At 51.5% G+C, this 18132-nt stretch carries 16 protein-coding genes and 1 pseudogene; 6 read left to right on the top strand and 11 right to left on the bottom strand.

Features of this window, described 5'->3' with window-relative positions; all coding sequences use genetic code 11:
• Nucleotides 1-120 precede the first annotated feature (120 nt).
• Nucleotides 121-330: a MerR family transcriptional regulator gene (locus tag ACT3R4_RS14975; RefSeq protein WP_026285835.1), complete on the bottom strand. Its 210-nt coding sequence runs from the start codon at nt 328-330 to the stop codon at nt 121-123.
• Nucleotides 331-459: 129 nt separating this feature from the next.
• Between ACT3R4_RS14975 and ACT3R4_RS14970 the strand changes: the two genes are divergently transcribed.
• Together ACT3R4_RS14970 and ACT3R4_RS14965 are read left to right on the top strand one after the other, a co-directional pair.
• Nucleotides 460-744, top strand: a complete 285-nt coding sequence (locus tag ACT3R4_RS14970; RefSeq protein WP_441679528.1) for a hypothetical protein — start codon at nt 460-462, stop codon at nt 742-744.
• Between the two features lie 42 nt (nt 745-786).
• Nucleotides 787-1698, top strand: a complete 912-nt coding sequence (locus tag ACT3R4_RS14965) for an FRG domain-containing protein (RefSeq protein ID WP_441679526.1) — start codon at nt 787-789, stop codon at nt 1696-1698.
• 240 nt (nt 1699-1938) lie between these two features.
• On the opposite strand, the gene ACT3R4_RS14960 is transcribed toward ACT3R4_RS14965, so the two are convergent.
• The gene (locus ACT3R4_RS14960; protein WP_441679530.1) at nt 1939-2157 is read right to left on the bottom strand and encodes a DUF4124 domain-containing protein; all 219 of its coding nucleotides are present in this window, start codon (nt 2155-2157) and stop codon (nt 1939-1941) included.
• A gap of 893 nt (nt 2158-3050) precedes the next feature.
• On the opposite strand from ACT3R4_RS14960, the gene ACT3R4_RS14955 reads away from it, so the two are divergent.
• Nucleotides 3051-5183 (top strand): TonB-dependent siderophore receptor, encoded by a 2133-nt coding sequence (locus ACT3R4_RS14955; protein ID WP_441679524.1) that lies wholly within the window; start codon nt 3051-3053, stop codon nt 5181-5183.
• 67 nt (nt 5184-5250) lie between these two features.
• On the opposite strand, the gene ACT3R4_RS14950 is transcribed toward ACT3R4_RS14955, so the two are convergent.
• From ACT3R4_RS14950 to ACT3R4_RS14930, 5 genes and pseudogenes are all read right to left on the bottom strand, one after another.
• Nucleotides 5251-5586: an AzlD domain-containing protein gene (locus tag ACT3R4_RS14950; RefSeq protein WP_087109813.1), complete on the bottom strand. Its 336-nt coding sequence runs from the start codon at nt 5584-5586 to the stop codon at nt 5251-5253.
• Nucleotides 5583-6293, bottom strand: a complete 711-nt coding sequence (locus ACT3R4_RS14945; RefSeq protein WP_441679522.1) for an AzlC family ABC transporter permease — start codon at nt 6291-6293, stop codon at nt 5583-5585. Before ACT3R4_RS14945 ends, ACT3R4_RS14950 begins: the two co-directional genes overlap by 4 nt.
• Nucleotides 6290-6820 carry a helix-turn-helix domain-containing protein gene (locus ACT3R4_RS14940; protein WP_441679520.1) on the bottom strand — a complete coding sequence of 177 codons (531 nt, stop codon included), beginning with the start codon at nt 6818-6820 and terminating at the stop codon, nt 6290-6292. Before ACT3R4_RS14940 ends, ACT3R4_RS14945 begins: the two co-directional genes overlap by 4 nt.
• Nucleotides 6821-7050: 230 nt before the next feature.
• Nucleotides 7051-8277: pseudogene (gene sstT, locus ACT3R4_RS14935) on the bottom strand (serine/threonine transporter SstT).
• Between the two features lie 340 nt (nt 8278-8617).
• Complete coding sequence (locus ACT3R4_RS14930) at nt 8618-8932, bottom strand: hypothetical protein (protein WP_441679518.1); 315 nt, start codon at nt 8930-8932, stop codon at nt 8618-8620.
• An 868-nt stretch (nt 8933-9800) separates the two neighbouring features.
• On the opposite strand from ACT3R4_RS14930, the gene ACT3R4_RS14925 reads away from it, so the two are divergent.
• Together ACT3R4_RS14925 and ACT3R4_RS14920 are read left to right on the top strand one after the other, a co-directional pair.
• Nucleotides 9801-11453, top strand: a complete 1653-nt coding sequence (locus tag ACT3R4_RS14925; protein ID WP_172118991.1) for an SLC13 family permease — start codon at nt 9801-9803, stop codon at nt 11451-11453.
• Nucleotides 11454-12035: 582 nt separating this feature from the next.
• Nucleotides 12036-13937, top strand: a complete 1902-nt coding sequence (locus ACT3R4_RS14920; protein ID WP_441679516.1) for an FUSC family protein — start codon at nt 12036-12038, stop codon at nt 13935-13937.
• Between the two features lie 105 nt (nt 13938-14042).
• Here ACT3R4_RS14920 and modC read toward each other — a convergent pair whose 3' ends face one another.
• Genes modC through modA form a run of 3 tightly spaced genes read right to left on the bottom strand, consistent with a single transcriptional unit; the run spans nt 14043 to nt 16628 of the window.
• Nucleotides 14043-15155: a molybdenum ABC transporter ATP-binding protein gene (gene modC, locus ACT3R4_RS14915; protein WP_441679514.1), complete on the bottom strand. Its 1113-nt coding sequence runs from the start codon at nt 15153-15155 to the stop codon at nt 14043-14045.
• Nucleotides 15148-15846 carry a molybdate ABC transporter permease subunit gene (modB, locus tag ACT3R4_RS14910; RefSeq protein WP_441679512.1) on the bottom strand — a complete coding sequence of 233 codons (699 nt, stop codon included), beginning with the start codon at nt 15844-15846 and terminating at the stop codon, nt 15148-15150. The genes modC and modB overlap by 8 nt, the downstream gene beginning before the upstream one ends.
• Nucleotides 15843-16628: a molybdate ABC transporter substrate-binding protein gene (gene modA / locus ACT3R4_RS14905; RefSeq protein WP_441679510.1), complete on the bottom strand. Its 786-nt coding sequence runs from the start codon at nt 16626-16628 to the stop codon at nt 15843-15845. Before modA ends, modB begins: the two co-directional genes overlap by 4 nt.
• Nucleotides 16629-16854: 226 nt before the next feature.
• On the opposite strand from modA, the gene ACT3R4_RS14900 reads away from it, so the two are divergent.
• Nucleotides 16855-17265, top strand: a complete 411-nt coding sequence (locus ACT3R4_RS14900) for a DUF1090 domain-containing protein (RefSeq protein ID WP_441679509.1) — start codon at nt 16855-16857, stop codon at nt 17263-17265.
• Nucleotides 17266-17327: 62 nt separating this feature from the next.
• On the opposite strand, the gene ACT3R4_RS14895 is transcribed toward ACT3R4_RS14900, so the two are convergent.
• On the bottom strand, nt 17328-18065 hold the full coding sequence (locus ACT3R4_RS14895; protein ID WP_441679508.1) for a CDP-alcohol phosphatidyltransferase family protein: 738 nt from the start codon (nt 18063-18065) through the stop codon (nt 17328-17330).
• Nucleotides 18066-18132 lie beyond the last annotated feature (67 nt).

Raw genomic sequence — 18132 nt, 5'->3', positions numbered from 1 at the left:
TAACACTGTCTGGCGTCGCTTTATCGTCGAGCATAAGGCGCTGAGTGCAGATGGTCAGGCCTTCGATGCCCAGCAGCGTGCAGGGCGCTTCAAGGGTGGCAACGGGGGCTAGGGCGGCCATTAGGTCCAGTCCTCCGATTGCAGGCACTCAGCAGTGAAGAGCGCGACATTAACGAGACGACGACGGCCCACTTTTATAATGGGGAGGTTTCCCTGGTTAAGCTGGCCCCGGATGGTGTCGGGGGTGAGGCCAGTGAGTTCAGAGAAACGCTCTATTGTCATAACGGGCACCTGAGGTGCGGGGACGTGGGGCGTGTTGCTCGTTTCCATGCTGTACCTGCTCGCTGTGGCATGTTGTGGTATCTTCAAATCAGCAATTTAATTAATGCTTTAATATTGCTGAGCGGGTGTACCAGTTAATTGGTATCCTACGAACTTAGTATACGAAGAAGTTGGTATATGCCCAGTGATCTAGCCCAAAAAATGCGAGAAATACGCGAGGTCGAAACGTCTGGCCGCGCTGAATTTGCGCAACTTATTGGTTTCAATAAAAAAACTGTTGAAAGCATAGAGCAGGCTGGAAGAGCGCCAAAAGGGGAAATGCTGCAAGCTATTTGTAAGCAGTGGCCCAAATACACACTTTGGTTAATGACGGATCAAGTAGATGAAGTGTGCGGACAAGTAAGCCCCGATATAGAGAGGGCACGCCGCGGGTTGAAGCAAACAGGGACGGGTACCGACTAGCACAAAAGGTTGTGGATAGTTGGTAGTCAGGGGGAAGGTATTGTGGGTAATCTTGTACATGAACGTAAATATGAAAGTGCAGAACAACTCTATGAGTTAATAAGCAAAGATTTTAGAAACTACCCACGCTTTGTTTTTAGGGGACAAGGGTGTTCAAGTTACGAACTTGAGCCAGGAATAGTTCGTAACAATGATTATCTATACAGTTTTTATATGGAGGGTAGCTTGTTAGGAGGAGGGATTGATTTTCGAAGATATGAATACGATTTACTTAGGTTTTTTATAAAAGGATGTGATAAATCAGGAATATTAATTCCTAATGATGGCCATGATTTAAGAGCATCTTTTAATTTAATTGATAATAAAGTAAAAGTTCCTTTTGGCGTGAGTTATCATAATGAGGAAAACGACCTGAGTGTACCAAGTGAATGGCCTGATTATAATAGTTATTCCATAATGATCATGGCTCAACATCATGGACTACCTACAAGGCTTTTAGATTGGACTGGCTCTTTTTATACTGCCATGTATTTTGCATCGGTTGGGGGAATGAAGAGATTGATGCGTTTGAAAGATGAGGATGTAAGCGGTAAAGAAATATCTATATGGATTTTAAATGGTTTGAGTTTGAATTTAAAAAGTGAGATAAGTGGTTATGCATTAATGAAGCCACCAACGTCTTTAAGCGTAAACATAACTCCACAAGAAGGTTTCTTTACTACTTATTACGGAAATTCTGATAGGAAAGAAAGCTATATTTTAAATAACCAAGAACTTATTAGTGAACTTTTGTCAAAGAGCACTCTAGATATTAAAGAGTCCATAAGCATGTATGAGATTTGTAAAAAAAATGGATGCACAGGGGCTTTTCTTTTTCCTGGATTAGATGGTGCAGCAAAAGAAGCCGAAGAATATTTCATGTTAAGGTATTTGAAAAAAAGATTTAAGATGTAGCCTATTAAAAATACTCCTGCCAAAATAATTAGAAAACTTTTTCATTCCAAATCTTTATCGAATGCCGACCGCTCCGTAAGCGATTGGAACCATCCCAGTAGAGAAAACGGCACAGATTGCCCCATAGGTACGTGTGTACGTGCTCGAAGGTTTGCCAAGAATATTCTTTCGCTCATACTAGGAAGAACTATCCCCTCTTGCAGTCGCAATGGCCTTTGCATTCTCGAGTTTGGTGATTGATTAATAGCTCTTAGCGCTAATGCATAAGAACTGCTTTGCAGGTTGATAAATACGCAGAACTAATAAGCGGGTAGCCGATGTAGGGAGCGTTATAATCGAAAACGTACCGTTGTCAGACATAGGAACGGCACCTTGAAAGCATGGTGTATCCTGGTAAGTGGTATGGCCATCAACTACGCACTTGTAAATATCGGCATTGGCCGTGAACGTAGGTAGCATCAGAAGAATAGGCAAAACAGTTTTTTCATAATCCATATTTCTAATTAAAAGTAGGGGTTGGGGTGTTGTCAAAAATTTATGAACAGCGTGAAAGGTGTCCACACTAAGGTGATGTAATGAGTCGTTATGATGTGCCTAGTAGCTGTAACTATCTGATTCTAAATTTTTCATACGTGTTTGAGACGTTAAAGAAGGTTCTTGTAATCAGTAAGCCTGTAGCGTCAACATAGGGTCAACCAAAATATGTAGTAACTTGCTGTGTTAAGCTTTAATGCTAAATAAAATCAGTGCTTTATGACGTGGCGGGCCAGTGTATGAGGGTTTGGGACGCTATCATAATCCCTTGGTCGTAGGTTCAAGTCCTACTGGGCCCACCATTTCTAATTTTTGCTTGCTTCTGGCAAGAGATTTTAAGTCCCATGGCTCAAAATCAATCTTCCTTCCCATATGTCTCTCCGCGTCCTTTGAAAGTTACCCATCTTTGCGATGTGCTTCGCTGTTAGCTCGAAAGTAGCCGGCTGTTTTGCGTTGTCGATCAACAATAGCTGAAACATGTGTGAGCACGACTCAGGTAGCCTGCTAGACCTAAAGCAAGGTTCCAGATAGCTAATCTGGCACCTTCCCAAAGCGTTTTCTTGCTAGCAGGCGAATAAGTAAGCCTCGCCAATTTATTTCACTGCTAGTCAATTTTGAAAAGAAGTGCGAAAGAGCACAAGTCTCCTTAGGAAAGACGGCGGCGAGTCTGCAAATGGCGTTGTGGCTAAGAAAACTTGACATCGTGTGATTGTTGTAGTTGTGAATAATAATCCGTATCATTCGTTTTTCCCGGCATGCCTACTATAAAAACACGTGCTCCTCTCCCCCGTTCTGCCTGTCAGTGAGGTCTGTTTAACATGCGTCGTTCGCCTTTTTCCGTTACACCGTTGTCTGCCGCTATTCGCCGTGCGTTGGCTGTGTCGTTAGGGGGTACGCTGTGTGTTGTGCCTTTTGCTGTATTGGCGCAGGAAGAGGCCGTGAACATGGGGACCACTGTGGTGACGGCGACCGCGCTGAAGGTGGATACCCCGGATGTAGAAACGCCTCGCGCTATTTCAACCGTGAGTGCGGAGGAGCTTGAGGATCGCGGCGTCAATAAATATGACGAAACCTTCCAGTACCGCTCCGGTGTTGTGTCTCAGCCTTACGGTAATGACAACAATGCCGACTGGTTTTTTCTGCGTGGGTTTAGTGCGGAAGGTGCTACCTATCAGGATGGTTTACGGCTCTTCCGTACAGGAGGCTATTTCTGGTGGATGAGTGAGCCCTTTGGCTTTGAACGTGTTGATCTTTTGAAAGGGCCTGCGTCAATTCTCTATGGCGAGGCGCCCCCTGGCGGCATGATCAACGGGATTAGTAAACGGCCCACCCGTGAACCGCAAGGAACGCTACAGGTTGAAGCCGGTAACCATGATCATCGCCAGGTAGGGGTGGATGTGTCTGGCCCGGTGGGGCAGCGCGATGACGTGCGCTATCGCCTAGTGGGCCTCTATCGCGAGGGCGAGCTCAACGGGAGTGAAAAAGAGCGCTATTACTTTGCGCCTAGCCTGGCGGTCGATGTTAGCGATGATACCACCGTCACCTTCCTTGCTAGCGTCCAGAAAGACCAAGGCGTGCCTACCAATGGGTTCTTTCCAGCACTGGGTACCCTCGGAGATTCTCCGTTTGGGAAAATTGATCCGGCGACCAATTTTGGTCAACCGGATTATGATCGGTTAGATCAGCGCCAGGTTGCGATTGGCTATGAGCTGGAACACCAGATAAACGATACCTGGGAGTTTCAGCAGAATGCCCGCTATACCCATTTGGATTTGGAACTGCGCAACGTTTACCCCAATTCGTATATAACGCCGCCACGTAGTATTTCCCGTGGGATTATTGACCGGGATGGCCAGTACGATGCGTTTAATATTGATAACCGACTCATCGCGCGTACTTATACCGAGAACACAGAGAATACGTTATTGGTTGGCGCGGGCTATCAAGAACTGAATTTAAACTACACCAACCGCGACAGTTTCCGCACCCTGGGGGATGGCTCTAGCTTCTTTACAAATATCGATACGGTGGATCTCTATAACCCCGATTACTCGGCGTTTACGGCGCCGGATACCGGCGACCCCACCGAGCATAATGTCGATCGCCGCCAAGTGGGGCTCTATGTTCAAAATCAACTGCGCATAGCAGACCAATGGGTTCTGCTTGCCGGGGCGCGCTACGATAATGTCGATAGCAGCGACGATTTTAGCGATACCACGGGCAGCTCCAGCGAAGGGTACGATGACGAACACCTCTCTGTTACGGCCGGTGCGATGTACCTGGGCGATAACGGAGTTTCCCCCTACGTGAGCTATAGCGAGTCGTTCACCCCGGTGGCGGGTATTGGTCCAGATGGCGCTAGTTATGAGCCATTAGAGGGCCGCCAGTTTGAGGCTGGGGTTAAAATTGCCCCACTGGACGTAGATGGTTATCTCACCATTGCCGCCTTTGATGTTGAAGAGAATAACACCCTGATCTCGACCAGCGCACCTGTTCAGGAGCAGGTAGGTAAGCGCCGCTCGCAGGGGGTAGAGATCGAAGGCGTGGGCTATTTAACAGATGAGCTAAAACTGATTGCCGCCTATACCTATACCGATGCCCGCTATGATGCGAATGATGTACTGCGGGATGAGCGTGTTCCCTTGGTGCCCAGGCACATGGCGTCAGCGTGGTTGGATTATGATATGAGCCGCACGTTGGCTGGGCTTTCGGTAGGGGCGGGTGTGCGTTATATGGGGGAAACGGTACCCAGCGCGAATAGCGCTATTGAGCAAAATGTCCCTTCTACAACGCTCTATGATGCCATGGCGAGCTACCGCATTAACGACAGCTGGACTGCCCAGGTCAACGTCAACAACCTTACCGATGAAGAGTATGTCAGTGGCTGCGACTTTTACTGCTATTACGGTGCCTCACGCAGCGTGGTGGGTAGCCTGAAATATAGCTGGTAGATTGCTGCTGGTGAGTGGTTAACGTCAGTTGCTGATTCATTCAGCAACTGACGTGTTGGTACATGTGTTAAAGCACGGAAGCGCCTACTTGCACCAGCCCAAACATGCCGACGCCTGCCGCCACCGGCCAACCCAGTGAACGCACGCGCAGCCATACCAGTAGGGTAACCAGCAGGCCAATGGCGGTTGCGGTCCAGGAAATCGTACTTGGGTTAACCGGTACAATAGAAACGCCCAGCACCGCTGCAATCATTAGCGGCCCTAAAATACCCAGCCACTGAGGCATGTTGTTGATGCCGCTATCACTGCCTAAGCGGCGCTGCATCCACAGAAAAGGGACGACGCGTATTAGTAGCGTACCTAATGCCGAGGCAATAACCGCTAACCAAAGTCCGGTACTCATAACGCACCTTTACTGGATTCAAGCTTAACCATATAGAAGCAGAGCGCGCCGCAGGCGGCAGCAAGCGGGATGGCGACGTTGGCCCAGCCATATAGCGTAAACAAGAGGGCGGATACTATGGCCCCGCTGAGTGCGAGCGACCAGCGTTTGTCGGTAAATCGCGGTGCTACCATGGTTAAAAACAGCGCGGGCAGGGCGAAAGGCATAATCTCACCCAGCAGAGGCCAGCGAGCGGTGAATGCCTCTCCCGCCGTCGCCCCTACGATAGTCCCTATGATCCAGGCGCCCCAGGCGAGGAGCGATGCTCCCAAAAACCAGCCGAAGCGCTCCGGTTTATCCAGGTGAGGAAGCCGCGTTAAGGCTAAAGCAAACACCTGGTCAGTAAGGCCGTGCATCAGCCAGGGCCAGTGACGGCTCTGAGGCAATAATGCGGCCAAGTTAGGGCCATAAACCACATGGCGTACGTTGATCAATAGCGTCATGGCGACAACCAGCCAAAGCGGCGAACCCGCCGCGATCATACCAACAAAGAGAAACTGCGAGGCTCCGGCGTAGATCAGCAGTGAAATAGCGGCGGCCTCCCATGTGGTGAAGCCCGCTTGTGTCGCCACTAGGCCGAATGAGAGCGAGACCGGTATATAGCCGCCCAGCAATGGGATGGCTTCTCGTGCGCCTTTTAGCGCTGAGTGAGTTAATGCATGGCTCATGGTGTATCACCTTTTTCACCATAGGTGATGGTCAGGATCATGGTGGCTTCTGCCGCTTGGGTGCGATAAATGTGTGGTTTATCGGCAGGGAAGGTCAAGGTTTCACCGGGGGTAAGCTGCGTGGTGTTACCTTCCGGTCCAGCTTCCAGCCAGCCGCTAATAAGGGTCAGTGATTCCTGCGTGCCCGGTGTATGCGCTTCAGCCCGGCGCCGCGTGTTGGGTGCGCAGCGCATCCAGTAGGCGTCCACGTGGGGGGCGTCTTTGCCTTGGTCAATGAGGCGTACCTGCACGCCGTCTTCGCCCAGCGGAACGGTAATCGGCGCGACTAGGGTGCCAAAGGGAGTGTTGAGTTGAACGGCCAGCCGCCAAATGGTGTCCAGCGTTGGGTTGCCGTTGCCTTGCTCAAGTCGACATAAATTGGATTTAGCCATACCGGCGGCGTTCGCTAACTGAGAAAGCGAAAGGCCTTGTTGCTGGCGCAGCGACTGCAAATGCTGGCCCAGTGTATTAAGTGAAAGCTTATCCATACAGGGTGTCTCGTTGTTCCTTATAGAGAACGTTCTATATAAGGAACGCTTGTTTGTCAACCTGAGCGCTACAAAAGCGCTTCGTCGCTTCTGAGCGATGCTAATCGTAAGAAGCCAAATACCAAAACGGCCCGTTTTGAAGTCATGATCCAAAACGAGCCGTTGGTATTTATTGGCCTTCTCTTAACAGCGGGAATGTAGCTGTTAAGAGAAGGCTGAACGCTTGAAGCTTAGGCGCTGGTCTTTGCCTCTTTAGCTCGGCAAGCAGCCGCAGTAAACAGTACATCGGTTGAGGAGTTAAGCGCCGTCTCTGTGGAATCCTGCACTACGCTGATCACAAAGCCAATCGCAACCGCCTGCATGGCCACTTCGGTAGGAATGCCAAACAGGTTGGCGGCCATCGGGATCAGCATTAGCGAGCCGCCCGCCACGCCTGAAACGCCGCAAGCCGCCAGGGCGGATACGATGCACAGTAGTAGCGCGGTGGGGAAATCGACGTTGATGCCTAAAGTATGTGTCGTGGCCAGGGTAATGACAGTGATAGTGATGGCCGCGCCACACATGTTGATGGTGGCGCCTAGCGGAATAGAGATGGAGTAGGTGTCGGGGTCCAGCTTCAGGCGGCGGCAAAGCTCAAGGTTAATCGGGATGTTGGCAGCAGAACTACGCGTGAAGAAGGCGGTGATCGCGCTGCCACGCAGGCAGGCAAAGACCAGCGGGTAAGGGTTTTGACGGGTGGCGATGTACACCAGCAGCGGATTGCTTACCAGCGCGACAAACAGCATGCAGCCCACAATAACGGTTAGTAGCTGGGCATAATTAAGCAGCGCCTCGATGCCTGACTCGGCCAGCGTGCCGGCCACCAGGCCAAAGATACCCAGTGGCGCAATGCGAATAACCAGCGCCACAATTCGTGAAACGGCGTCAGAAAGATCGCTAAGAGCAAGGCGCGTGGTTTCGCTGGCTTGGCGCAGCATTAAACCCAAACCGACGGCTCAGGCAAGAATAGCAATAAAATTACCTTCCATCAGCGCAGTAACAGGGTTAGCGACCGCATTCAGCAGTAGGTTTTGCAGTATCTGAAAAATATCTCCGGGCGGGTTACCACTTACCTGTTCTGCGTTAAGCGACAGCTCCGTAGGAAACAAAAAGCTCGCGGCTACCGCAATCAGTGCCGCAATCAGCGTACCGACAATATACAGCACTAGCACCGAACGAATATGTGTAGGCTGCCCCTGCCTATGCGCGGAAATGGCGGCTGCCACCAGAACAAAAACTAAAATAGGCGCAACGGCTTGAAGAGCGGAAATGAATAGCTGCCCCAGTAGCGCTACATCACCGGCAATCGCGGGGGCAAAGATTGCGAGCAGCGTACCTGCCACGATGCCAATTAAAATCTGCGGGATAAGGCCCAGCTGTAAAAGCGGGCGGAATAAGCCAGTGGTGGTTGCAATCATCGCGCGTCACTCTGGTAGTCGAATAGGGATGGGCATACGTAGACGCCTCCGGAAAGGGGCAGCATTCTATCACTTGGCGCTATCCTGCGGGATTTTCGCGAGCAAGTTTCTTCGAGAGGGTATGAAGGAGAGTAATCACTGCGCTTGGCAGCACTGGTATTGCTTTGTATGTCAGCCCAGTAAGTGCAAAAAGCTGGGAGAAAGGTGCGCTGAGAAACGATGTTTTAATGAACGGGGATACGCAGCGGGGAAGACTGACCGATTAAACGAATACTACCCTTGCCGCCGAATAAAAGTGGCAAGGGTAGGGCTGAAAAGCAGTACCTTGATAAGTAAATAATTAGGCAGCGACTATTGCCTGGCGAGATGTCTTGCTAGAAACCGCAGTTGGCGTCATCTCGGCAACGGCACTGGCTTTCATGCTGGCTAGCATGGAATAGCCTTTGTCAGTTAGCTCAATCACGTCGGGGGAAGAGCCCCATTTTAGAAGCATTTCGTCTAGCTGACGCTCTGCTGTTTCAAACTGGCTACAGTGGCAGAGCAGCTTGGCGATGGTGTAATCACATTCCGGGGTGTCGAACATTTCATCCTTGATTTCTTGAATCGCAAGTTGAAGACCAGCTTGGGAAATCTCTGCTAGATGGATATGTTGCATGCCACTACTCCTTGTGAATGCTGAATTTATTTGTACGTAAATTGTACTCTTCAAGACTAATATAGGTTTTCTTCAGAAGCAAACCCCTTAAAGGTGTTATTTGCCTCTTCTCGCTCTTACGCTTTCGCCCAATAAAAATCCCGCTCTGATGAGTAGAGGGGGCTCGCTGCTTCCCTTACCGCTATTACAAAGGTAGCGTAGCGATCAATGTGACTACGCAGCCTGATAAAAAAGCCAGTAAAGCACGTTTTATCATTTCTTCTTCTTGGCTTTTTGATTCCTATATAGCTGTTATATAATATGTTTTTTAAGGTAGTTACGGCTGTCTGGTTTTGCTCCATTGAAAAGATGTTGACGTTTCATCCTGGCTCCCATCGCGTTGCGATTAGTCACCCCTGATCCCCACTAATCCAAAGCCCGTACCCTTGGGCCATTTCACAACGTTTTTTAAAGAATCGTTTCTGAAAGACCGCTTCAGGTTTCAGCATAGACCACGATAGGTAAAAAGCGACTTAATAAAAGCTATACAAAACGTTAATTTTTTTGCCATCAATATGTCACCAAGGAAAAGCCTGTGTTGATGGGTGACGCTTGAAAACCAGATGGTTTTTCCAGATTCGCGACTGGCAGCACGCAGCGATAGACATTTTTGGCAATAACCAGGGTGCCTGCTGGCTCAGGTTATACGACTAACGTTGTTAGACTTTGGTTGTAATTGTGGGCGTTTTACTGGACTAATGTCCTATTGCAGTTAATAAAGGGCGCCACGAAATCGTTGAGCCCTTCTCAGCCTGGGTAAGTTGCTCACTATCAATCTACTTTTTGTTCACCTGACAGCGGTGTTTTTATAATGCGCAGAGTTGCCATGATGACCGTGTGGGACCAGCTATGGTATTCCCACGATCAAGCCAAGAAACTGCTGATGTGTGCGTTACCCTCAACGCATGCTCCCAGCACCTCACGTCCTTCCGCCGCATCCGGTGGTGGAGAGTCTCAGGGCAGTGGGCCATCTCCACGCCCACCTGCTTACAATAAGCCCCAAACAGTAGGGCTTGTACTTGGGCCGCTGCTGTTTGCTTTGGTTGCGCTGTTCTTTCATCCTGCTGATTTAAGTTTTGAAGGCCGCATGGTCTTGGCTACTACGTTGTGGGTCGCTGTTTGGTGGATTACTGAGGCTATCCCTATCCCGGCAACGTCGTTATTGCCCATTATATTGCTGCCTATTACGGGCGCATTGGATGGAAGTACGGTCACGGCCGCTTACGGAAATCCTATTATTTTCCTTTTCCTGGGCGGGTTTATGATCGCACTGGCCATGGAAAAGTGGGACCTGCACAAGCGTATCGCACTGACGATTATTTCCGTGTTGGGCACCAGTATTAACAGCATCGTGTTTGGCTTTATGGCGGCCACTGGGTTTCTTTCCATGTGGGTGTCGAATACCGCCGCGGTCATGATGATGCTGCCGATCGGCACCGCGATCGTCTACCAGGTGAGCCAGGAGCTGGGTAAAAACGGGGGCGAGGTTGATAGCAAGGAAATTGACAAGTTCAGTAAAGCACTAATTTTCGGTGTCGGTTACGGCGGCACTATTGGTGGGTTAGGCACGTTGATTGGTACACCGCCGAACATCATTTTAGCGGCGGTCGTGAATCAACTTTTTGGTGTGGAAATTTCCTTTGCCAACTGGTTAATGTTTGCTTTCCCGGTGGTTCTCGTGCTGCTGGTGCTGGGTTGGCTGATGCTTACCTACCTGATTTATCCGATTAGTTTTCGTAACCTTCCCGGCGGTAAGGAACTCATCCAGAAAGAAAAGGAAGCGCTAGGCAAGATCTCATTTGAAGAGAAAGCCGTTCTGGGGGTGTTCATTTTTGCAGCGTTTTTCTGGATTACTCGCTCTTTCTTGTGGCAAGGCCAGATTATTAATATTCCAGGCATCAGTGATGCCATGATAGCGATCAGTGCTGCGATATTACTGTTCCTGCTTCCCTCTAAAAACAAAGGCGGCTGTCTGCTCAACTGGGATATCGCGCGGGACGTACCGTGGGGTATTTTACTGCTATTTGGAGGCGGTTTGGCCATTGCGGCAGGATTCGGCTCCTCAGGTCTGGCGGGCTGGATTGGCAACCAGATGAGCGTGCTCCAAGGAATGAATTTCATTCTGGTCATTCTACTGGCGACCGGTATAGTGCTGTTTCTTACGGAAATTACCTCCAATACAGCAACGGCAACCATGATTTTACCGGTACTGGCATCGCTGGCGCTGGCGCTAAATATTCACCCGTTTGCTTTGATGGTACCTGCTGCCATGGCGGCCAACTGTGCCTTTATGTTGCCGGTAGGGACGCCGCCCAACGCGATTATCTTCGCAACCGGCAAAATCAAGATCACCGAAATGGTACGTAACGGTTTCGGCCTGAATATTATCTCCATGCTCCTGATTACGGCGTCTGTATACTTCCTTTTACCGATGCTATGGGGGGTTGATCTGACGGTCTATCCCGAAGCTTTCCGTCACTAAAGCGCTCTTTTAAGCGTTTTTGATCAAAGCCCTTATCCATCGATAAGGGCTTTTTTTATGCACATGGTTTTTTATGTACATAGTTTTTACGCACATCGTTCGTATCAGTTTCTTTATGATACAAATTTCCCTTTAAAAAGTGGTTAAAAGATTCAGAAAGGGCAGCCCGCGTAAATTGAACTTTTACGCTTAAGTTAAGCGACTTTTCGTACCCACTCTGGGCGATCAGAGGAGAAAGTGATGACGCTATTATTGTTGAAAGCTATTGTTGGAAAAGACAGCTTAATACTTTAGAAAAAGAGCGCGACGGTTATTGGGTTGACACTAAACCTGTCAGGATGAAGAATCGATTCATAAATGATAAGTGCATGTTGGGAATGTAAGGGAAAGAGGCCGCCTGAAACTATTACGTCCCATAACGATGTGTCTCAGACGTCTCGGCTTCATAAAAGTGGCTGGAGTGAATAAGAGACGTTTGTTGGCCGCTTCTACCCGATTGCTTACTACCGAGCCCTGTCAATAATGGTGATTAGACCTTACGATTTCGCAACCTGTGCTCTTGGCCGTTTCAGACTGAGTATTTTGACGTCTGACCCTGGCTGGGTTCGGCTTCGCTTGGCTGTGCGCACAATGCTCACGATGGGGCTTGTCTGCCTGGCGCTTCTCCTTCTTCATCGCTGGTTTCCCATGCCTGCGCCAGCCTATGCCGTTGCGATGCTTACTGCGCTTCAAGGAGCGGTGGCCATAAAGGATGCAACGGCTGGCAAACGCGCTGTTTCCCGCGTTTTTGCCGCACTCTGCGGCTTCGCCGTTATTGCGGCGATTTCGCTAGTTGAACACTCGATTCTTCACATTAGTGCCGTGCTGCTTGGGGTCATTTTTTGGGCAGTGTTTATACGCCAGTTTGGCGCTCGCTGGCAGGGCGTCGGCGCGTTCACCTTTATGTGCGGTGTCATCGCTGCCTTTTTGAAGGCGCCTGATACGGACCTAATGGATATCGCTATTTCATTAGCGTTATCAGGCTTTATCGCGCATTTCGTCCGCAATTTTGTGCTGCCGGAACGACCCGTTCAGGATTTTGAACGGGCGATACGTGCCTCCCTGCTCTCTGCAGACCGCTTGCAGGCCGGGGTCGCACGTTCGCTGCAGGCTGGAATGGCGATCGACTTGCGTGAAACGACCCGACTGGCACGCCGGGCGCAGGAGGCGACTTTCTTATGCGAAAGCTATCTACCCGCCATGTCAGAAGCAATGGATATCAAATTAGCCGACCTACTGGCGATGCGCCTGTTTGACCTGAGACTTGCTATCGAAAGGGTGCTTGATGACGCGCTAAAAGTTGATCATAAAACATCCGGCCCCGAGCTTGCCGTGCTTGAAAAGCAGCTCACTGAGCTGCGGGATGTTGAAGTAAAAGTGCGAGCCGATGTCGCTTCTATCGGTACTTCCTCTTCGGCTTCATCTCCCAAGCGCCCGCCTTCGGTGCCTGCCGCGGCCTCGTCGCCGCGCGGAAGCCTTCTCGCCAATCCATTCTTCAGGCAAGCTGTTCAGGTAACACTGGCATCCGGCATTGCCATGATTGTGGGTCTCGCGTTGTCTCCAGAAAGGTGGTTCTGGGCGGTGATGACGGCCTTCCTGATTTTCTCCAATACTCAGTCGCGGGGTGCTGTCGCCGTTCGTGGGCTTAACCGGGCGCTGGGTACTGCTGTGGGCATTTGCGTGGGTATTGGGCTTGCTACCCTGGTGCATGGCAATCTCTACTGGACCATACCGCTGGTGGCGATCTCGATCTTTGCAGCGTTTTATCTGATGATGCTCTCTTACGCGATGATGACGTTTCTAATCACCATCGCTCTTTCGCTCATCTACGGCATTCTGGGAGAGTTTACGCCGGGGTTGCTTGTCCTGCGGCTGGAAGAAACGTTGGTGGGGGCCTTCGCGGGAATCATCGTCTCGCTTGCCGTCTTACCGCAGAGTACTCGCGAGCAGGCCCGTCAGGCATTTGATCGCTTTCTATCCGCGTTTGAAAAGCTACTGGGGGATATTATCGCCGAAGAGGGCGACGCGAAACGCCATTCACGCCTGATAGCATCTGTCACCGCGCTTGATACAGCACGGGCGAGCTTCGTTGATGCTGCAAGCCCCATGCAAAGCTTCATCTCGTTCGGGGCGACGCACCGGTGGGCTTATCAGAACTTGAAGTATGCCTCGACTCTGGCGTACGCCGCGCATCTGCTGGAGCGTCGGTTTAGCCAGGCTTCGCCAAATGAGAAAGAGCAGCAGGCAATCACTGGTATTCGCGCTCGGCTTGCCCACCCGGCCGAGAATCATCTTGAGGCGCCCGCTTTAGAGAGCCCTGTTCAAAATAACCTGTCGACGTCAGCGGATAATGACTTAGCGGCCAACGATTTGGCGGATGACACAGCCGCTTATGCGATCACTCTGATAAATCAGACGCTGGATCAACGCAAAAGTGAGCGATAGCAGAGGCAACGTATCCGTTCAAAAGCGTTGTGTACGCCAAAGCCGGTTCTGAAATGCCAGTCGCATGGCGAAGCCTCGGCCTGTCTAATTCAGCGCCAGACACACTTAACATGCCGTAAACGACACGCTGCGAATGAGTGCCGTGACCTGCATGCCTTTTGCCAACCCCATCTCATCCCATGATTTACGCGTTAACCGAGCGCGTAAGAAAAATCGACCGATGCCTAAACGCAGCTCCACTGTATAAGGTGCTTCGGGAAGGATAATGAAATCAGTGATAGTGGCGCTGAGCTGGTTGCGATAACTGGTGTTGGCGGGTGGAGTAAGCGCCAAGGCAATATCGCGGGCCAAAATGCGTACTCGCAAGCGGCTGCCAATCGGCGCTGAGGTGCCAGGCAGTACCAACTGATGTTCGTCATCAAGCGCTAAATGAGTCAGGCCATACGCAGTTTCATGGGCGACTACTTCGCCTTGCAGTAGCGAGGCCGCATCAAATCCCCCCAGTTCATGGGTTAGATCAAAGCGCTGGAGCAGGGCGCCCAGTGTGTCGCTGGCGCGAACCTGTCCGGCTTTCATTACCACCAAATGATCGGCAATCGCCGTGATCTCTTCGGCATCATGGCTAACGTAGATAACCGGAATATCTACCTGCTGGGTGAGCCGGGTGATGTAGCGCAGCAGCTCCTCTTTGCGCGCGCCATCAAGCCCGGTTAGCGGTTCATCCATGAGAAGCAGTTGTGGGTCACTGAGTAGTGCTCGGCCAATGGCCACACGGCGGGCTTCACCCCCTGAAAGTGTGCCGGGCATGCGCTCCAGCAAGGCCTCAATACCCAGTAGCTCCACTATTTCGGCAAAGCGCTGCGACGCCGGGCGGCGCATACCGTAGGTTAAATTACCGCGCACCCGGTAGTGCGGAAACAGGCGTGCTTCTTGAAACACAACCCCCATACGCCGACGGTGCGGCGGTACGAAGATACCTTGCCGGGTATCCAGCAAGGTCTGCTCGCCGAGTGTTATGGCACCTTGCTGTGGCCGTTCAAGCCCGGCTATCAGCCTAAGCAGGCTGGTTTTGCCGCTACCGGAGGGGCCAAAAAAACCGCTTACGCCTGTCGCGGGCAGGTTGAGCGCAGCAGACAGGTGAAAAAAACCTAGCTGTTGTTCAACTTGTAGCGCGAGCCGCGGGTCGCTGGGCTGATAAGACGTCGTCACGTTAGCCATCGCGTTCCTGTAGGCGTTGTCGGGTGCGCCGGGCTAGCCATTCCGAGGCAATTAACGATACCAGCGCAATGGCAATGGCGATTAGGCACAGCCGCGCGGCGGCGGCCTCCTGGCCGGGTGATTGAATCAGGGTGTAAAGCGCCAGTGGCAGGGTGCGGGTTTCTCCAGGGATGTTGGAAGCAAAGGTAATCGTTGCGCCAAACTCGGAAAGCGCCCGGGCAAAAGCGAGCACCGTGCCGGTTAGCAGGCCGGGCACGGCCAGCGGCAGCGTAATCGTGGTAAACACCCGCCATCGGCTAGCGCCCAATGTGCTGGCGGCGGCTTCAAGCTTCGGGTCAACCGCTTCAAGGGAGAGCCGTAAGGCGCGCACCAGCAGTGGAAATGCCATTACGCCGCTGGCGACCGCAGCGCCTTGCCAGGTAAACGGCAACGATACTCCCAGTGTGCTATACAGCCATTGGCCAATAACGCCTTGTCTACCCAGCGTCACCAGCAATAAATAGCCGACTACTACAGGCGGCAACACCAGTGGCAGGTGAATCAAGCCGTCCACCACCGCTTTACCGCGAAACTCAAAGCGCGCCAGCCACCAGGCCACGGCAATTCCCGGCGGTAAAATCCAGGCGATGGCGGCCAGCCCGATTAACAAGCTTAGGCGGATGACCTCCCACTCAGCAGGCGAAAGGCTCACCGGGCATCCATATCGGTATCAAATCCGTACTGTGCAAAGATGCTCAGTGCTTCTTCGCTCTCAAGCCATTGGCGTAAAGCAACCGCAGCATCGTTCTGCTCGGCGTCGATTAAGGCAATTGGGTAGGTGATAGGCGCATGCGTTTCAGGCGGGAAAAGCCCCAATACTCTTACTTGTTGGCTGGCTAATGCGTCGGTTTGATACACAACACCCGCAGGCGTTTCCTGGCGCTCCACCAGTGTAAGGGCTGCGCGTACGTCGTTGCCACGCGCAAGCCTTGGGAGTAGCTCCTCCCACTCTCCTAGCGCTTCAAGCGCCTGTTGGGTGTAGATGCCTGCCGGCACATGGTCCGGGTCGCCGACCGAGAGTCGGTCCCGCTCACCCAGCAGCGTGGCGATGCGGGCGTCTTCGCCTGGTGTGAAATGCTCGGGAGCGTCTGGGCTTGCTGAAACCAGCGCCAAGCGGTTGTACAGTAAATCACTGCGCTTTTGAACATTAATGCCTTGGGCTTCCAGCCAGTCCATCCACTCAACGTTTGCTGAAATAAACAGCGCCGCCGGGCTGCCGTTGGCAATTTGGCGGGCAAGGGTGGATGAGGATGCATAGATCGGCGTTACAGATACATCATGCTGCGCTTCATAGGTCGCGATAGCTTCGTTAAGTGCATCGGTAAGCGAAGCTGCCGCCGCCACTTGAATATTTGCCGCTGCATAACTTGCGGTAGGCATCACCATCATGAGCAGGGGGGCTATCAAGGGGCGATAAATGGCGAGATTGATCATACGGTTACGGTCCTTGTGCGCATCTTCTTGAGGGTTAATGTAACGCTTTTATCATGATCTAATCCAGGAGGCGGTAGCCAACATTGGCCATACGCACGGGTGATGAGTCCTTGGTCATTGCGTCAGCAACGTTTAAACAGAGTGACGACCGCGAACTGCCAGGCATTTTGTGTATCTAACCTTCGATGAGCCAGTATTTATCAAATGAGCTGTTATAGGGAAAAACATGAAAAAAAATATGATTCAGGCAGGTGTTGTTGCCTTATTGGCGGGTATGTTGTTACCACCGGTCGCCGCTGCCGCCGATGATTTATGTGAAAGCAAGGCAGCCGATGTTCGTGAGCAGTTAGCGCATGCCCAGGCTCAGGGTAATCAGCATCGAGAGGAAGGCCTGCAGCGTGCGTTAGATGCGATTGACGATAACTGCACGAATGAAAGTGTACTAAATGATGCAACGGATGAAGTAAAAGAGAGCCTTGCAGAGGTTCAAGAGCGCCAGTCGGAATTTGAAGAGGCGCTCAATGAAGGCGATGACGATGACATTGAAAAACGGCGCGTTAAGCTGGAAGAGGCAACGCTTGAGCTGGAACGCCATACTGAAGAATTGAATGCGTTACAGCAGCAAATTAGCGAGTAAATCATTGGGCGCTATGCCAGGCATAGCGCCCATCAGTAGCAGGGTAAGTAACGTGCAGGTCATTAAAGTGCTTGGCGTCGGCGCTGTTGATAAAGCCACCAGGTGTCGATGCCAAAGGAGTAGGCAAGTGAGAGTAGTGCGCTAAACGCCAATAGGCTCGCAACGAGCGTGGGCGTCAGCGGGGTGAGCGCCAATAGCAGGGCGGATACTTGCCAAACGCACACCACTTTACGGCGCCTGCTGGCAAATAAAGGGGCTGAAAGCCACGTAAAGTGCCAGCTAGCCACCACAAATAAATAGCGCGTAACGCCAATCAAAAGCACCCACAGCCCTAACGATTCAAGTTGAATTAACCCCACACAAAGCAACAGGATAAGCAGCGCATCCAGCTCCATATCAAAACGGGCGCCAAACGTGCTATAGCTCTGCGTTTTTCTGGCTACCCAGCCGTCCACGCCATCCAGCATCAGCGCGATAGTCGCGGTAACAAGCCATAGCCAAATGGCATGAGTGAATACATTGTCGGCCAGCGCCCCCGCCGCCAACGCGACTAATACGGCGCGCAGTAACGTTATTCTGTTGGCCCAGCCAAGTGCGCCACCCGACCAGAAAATCAATACGAAAAGGCTAATAAACGCATAGGTGCCAAACGCTAGCCCCCAGTTCAAAGCCGTTACCGTCAATGTGGGTAGCAGGCTGCCCAGCCCCAGCAGTAGCAAACTGCCCACCGCTAGTTCGCTGGCGCTGTAGAGGCGGCTCGATAAAAGATGGCTAGAAGCGAGCGTGGTAATTCGAACCATTGTGTCTCGCAAAGCGGATATCCCGCCCGCAGTCAATTGATGGGTGAGCCTGTTTATATATACGCTT

This window comes from Halomonas sp. AOP7-E1-9 (genome assembly GCF_052376035.1).
GTDB lineage: Bacteria > Pseudomonadota > Gammaproteobacteria > Pseudomonadales > Halomonadaceae > Vreelandella > Vreelandella citrativorans.
The sequence above is the reverse complement of the archived record's forward strand: the minus strand, read 5'-3'. Positions and strand labels throughout refer to the sequence as shown.

What these genes read in the sequence shown, in the direction of transcription:
- ACT3R4_RS14975 (WP_026285835.1), bottom strand. Translation starts at nt 330, where the DNA reads ATGGAAACGAGCAACACGCCCCACGTCCCCGCACCTCAGGTGCCCGTT.
- ACT3R4_RS14970 (WP_441679528.1), top strand. Translation starts at nt 460, where the DNA reads ATGCCCAGTGATCTAGCCCAAAAAATGCGAGAAATACGCGAGGTCGAA.
- ACT3R4_RS14960 (WP_441679530.1), bottom strand. Translation starts at nt 2,157, where the DNA reads ATGCTACCTACGTTCACGGCCAATGCCGATATTTACAAGTGCGTAGTT.
- ACT3R4_RS14955 (WP_441679524.1), top strand. Translation starts at nt 3,051, where the DNA reads ATGCGTCGTTCGCCTTTTTCCGTTACACCGTTGTCTGCCGCTATTCGC.
- ACT3R4_RS14950 (WP_087109813.1), bottom strand. Translation starts at nt 5,586, where the DNA reads ATGAGTACCGGACTTTGGTTAGCGGTTATTGCCTCGGCATTAGGTACG.
- ACT3R4_RS14945 (WP_441679522.1), bottom strand. Translation starts at nt 6,293, where the DNA reads ATGAGCCATGCATTAACTCACTCAGCGCTAAAAGGCGCACGAGAAGCC.
- ACT3R4_RS14940 (WP_441679520.1), bottom strand. Translation starts at nt 6,820, where the DNA reads ATGGATAAGCTTTCACTTAATACACTGGGCCAGCATTTGCAGTCGCTG.
- ACT3R4_RS14930 (WP_441679518.1), bottom strand. Translation starts at nt 8,932, where the DNA reads ATGCAACATATCCATCTAGCAGAGATTTCCCAAGCTGGTCTTCAACTT.
- ACT3R4_RS14925 (WP_172118991.1), top strand. Translation starts at nt 9,801, where the DNA reads ATGACCGTGTGGGACCAGCTATGGTATTCCCACGATCAAGCCAAGAAA.
- modC (WP_441679514.1), bottom strand. Translation starts at nt 15,155, where the DNA reads ATGGCTAACGTGACGACGTCTTATCAGCCCAGCGACCCGCGGCTCGCG.
- modA (WP_441679510.1), bottom strand. Translation starts at nt 16,628, where the DNA reads ATGATCAATCTCGCCATTTATCGCCCCTTGATAGCCCCCCTGCTCATG.
- ACT3R4_RS14900 (WP_441679509.1), top strand. Translation starts at nt 16,855, where the DNA reads ATGAAAAAAAATATGATTCAGGCAGGTGTTGTTGCCTTATTGGCGGGT.
- ACT3R4_RS14895 (WP_441679508.1), bottom strand. Translation starts at nt 18,065, where the DNA reads ATGGTTCGAATTACCACGCTCGCTTCTAGCCATCTTTTATCGAGCCGC.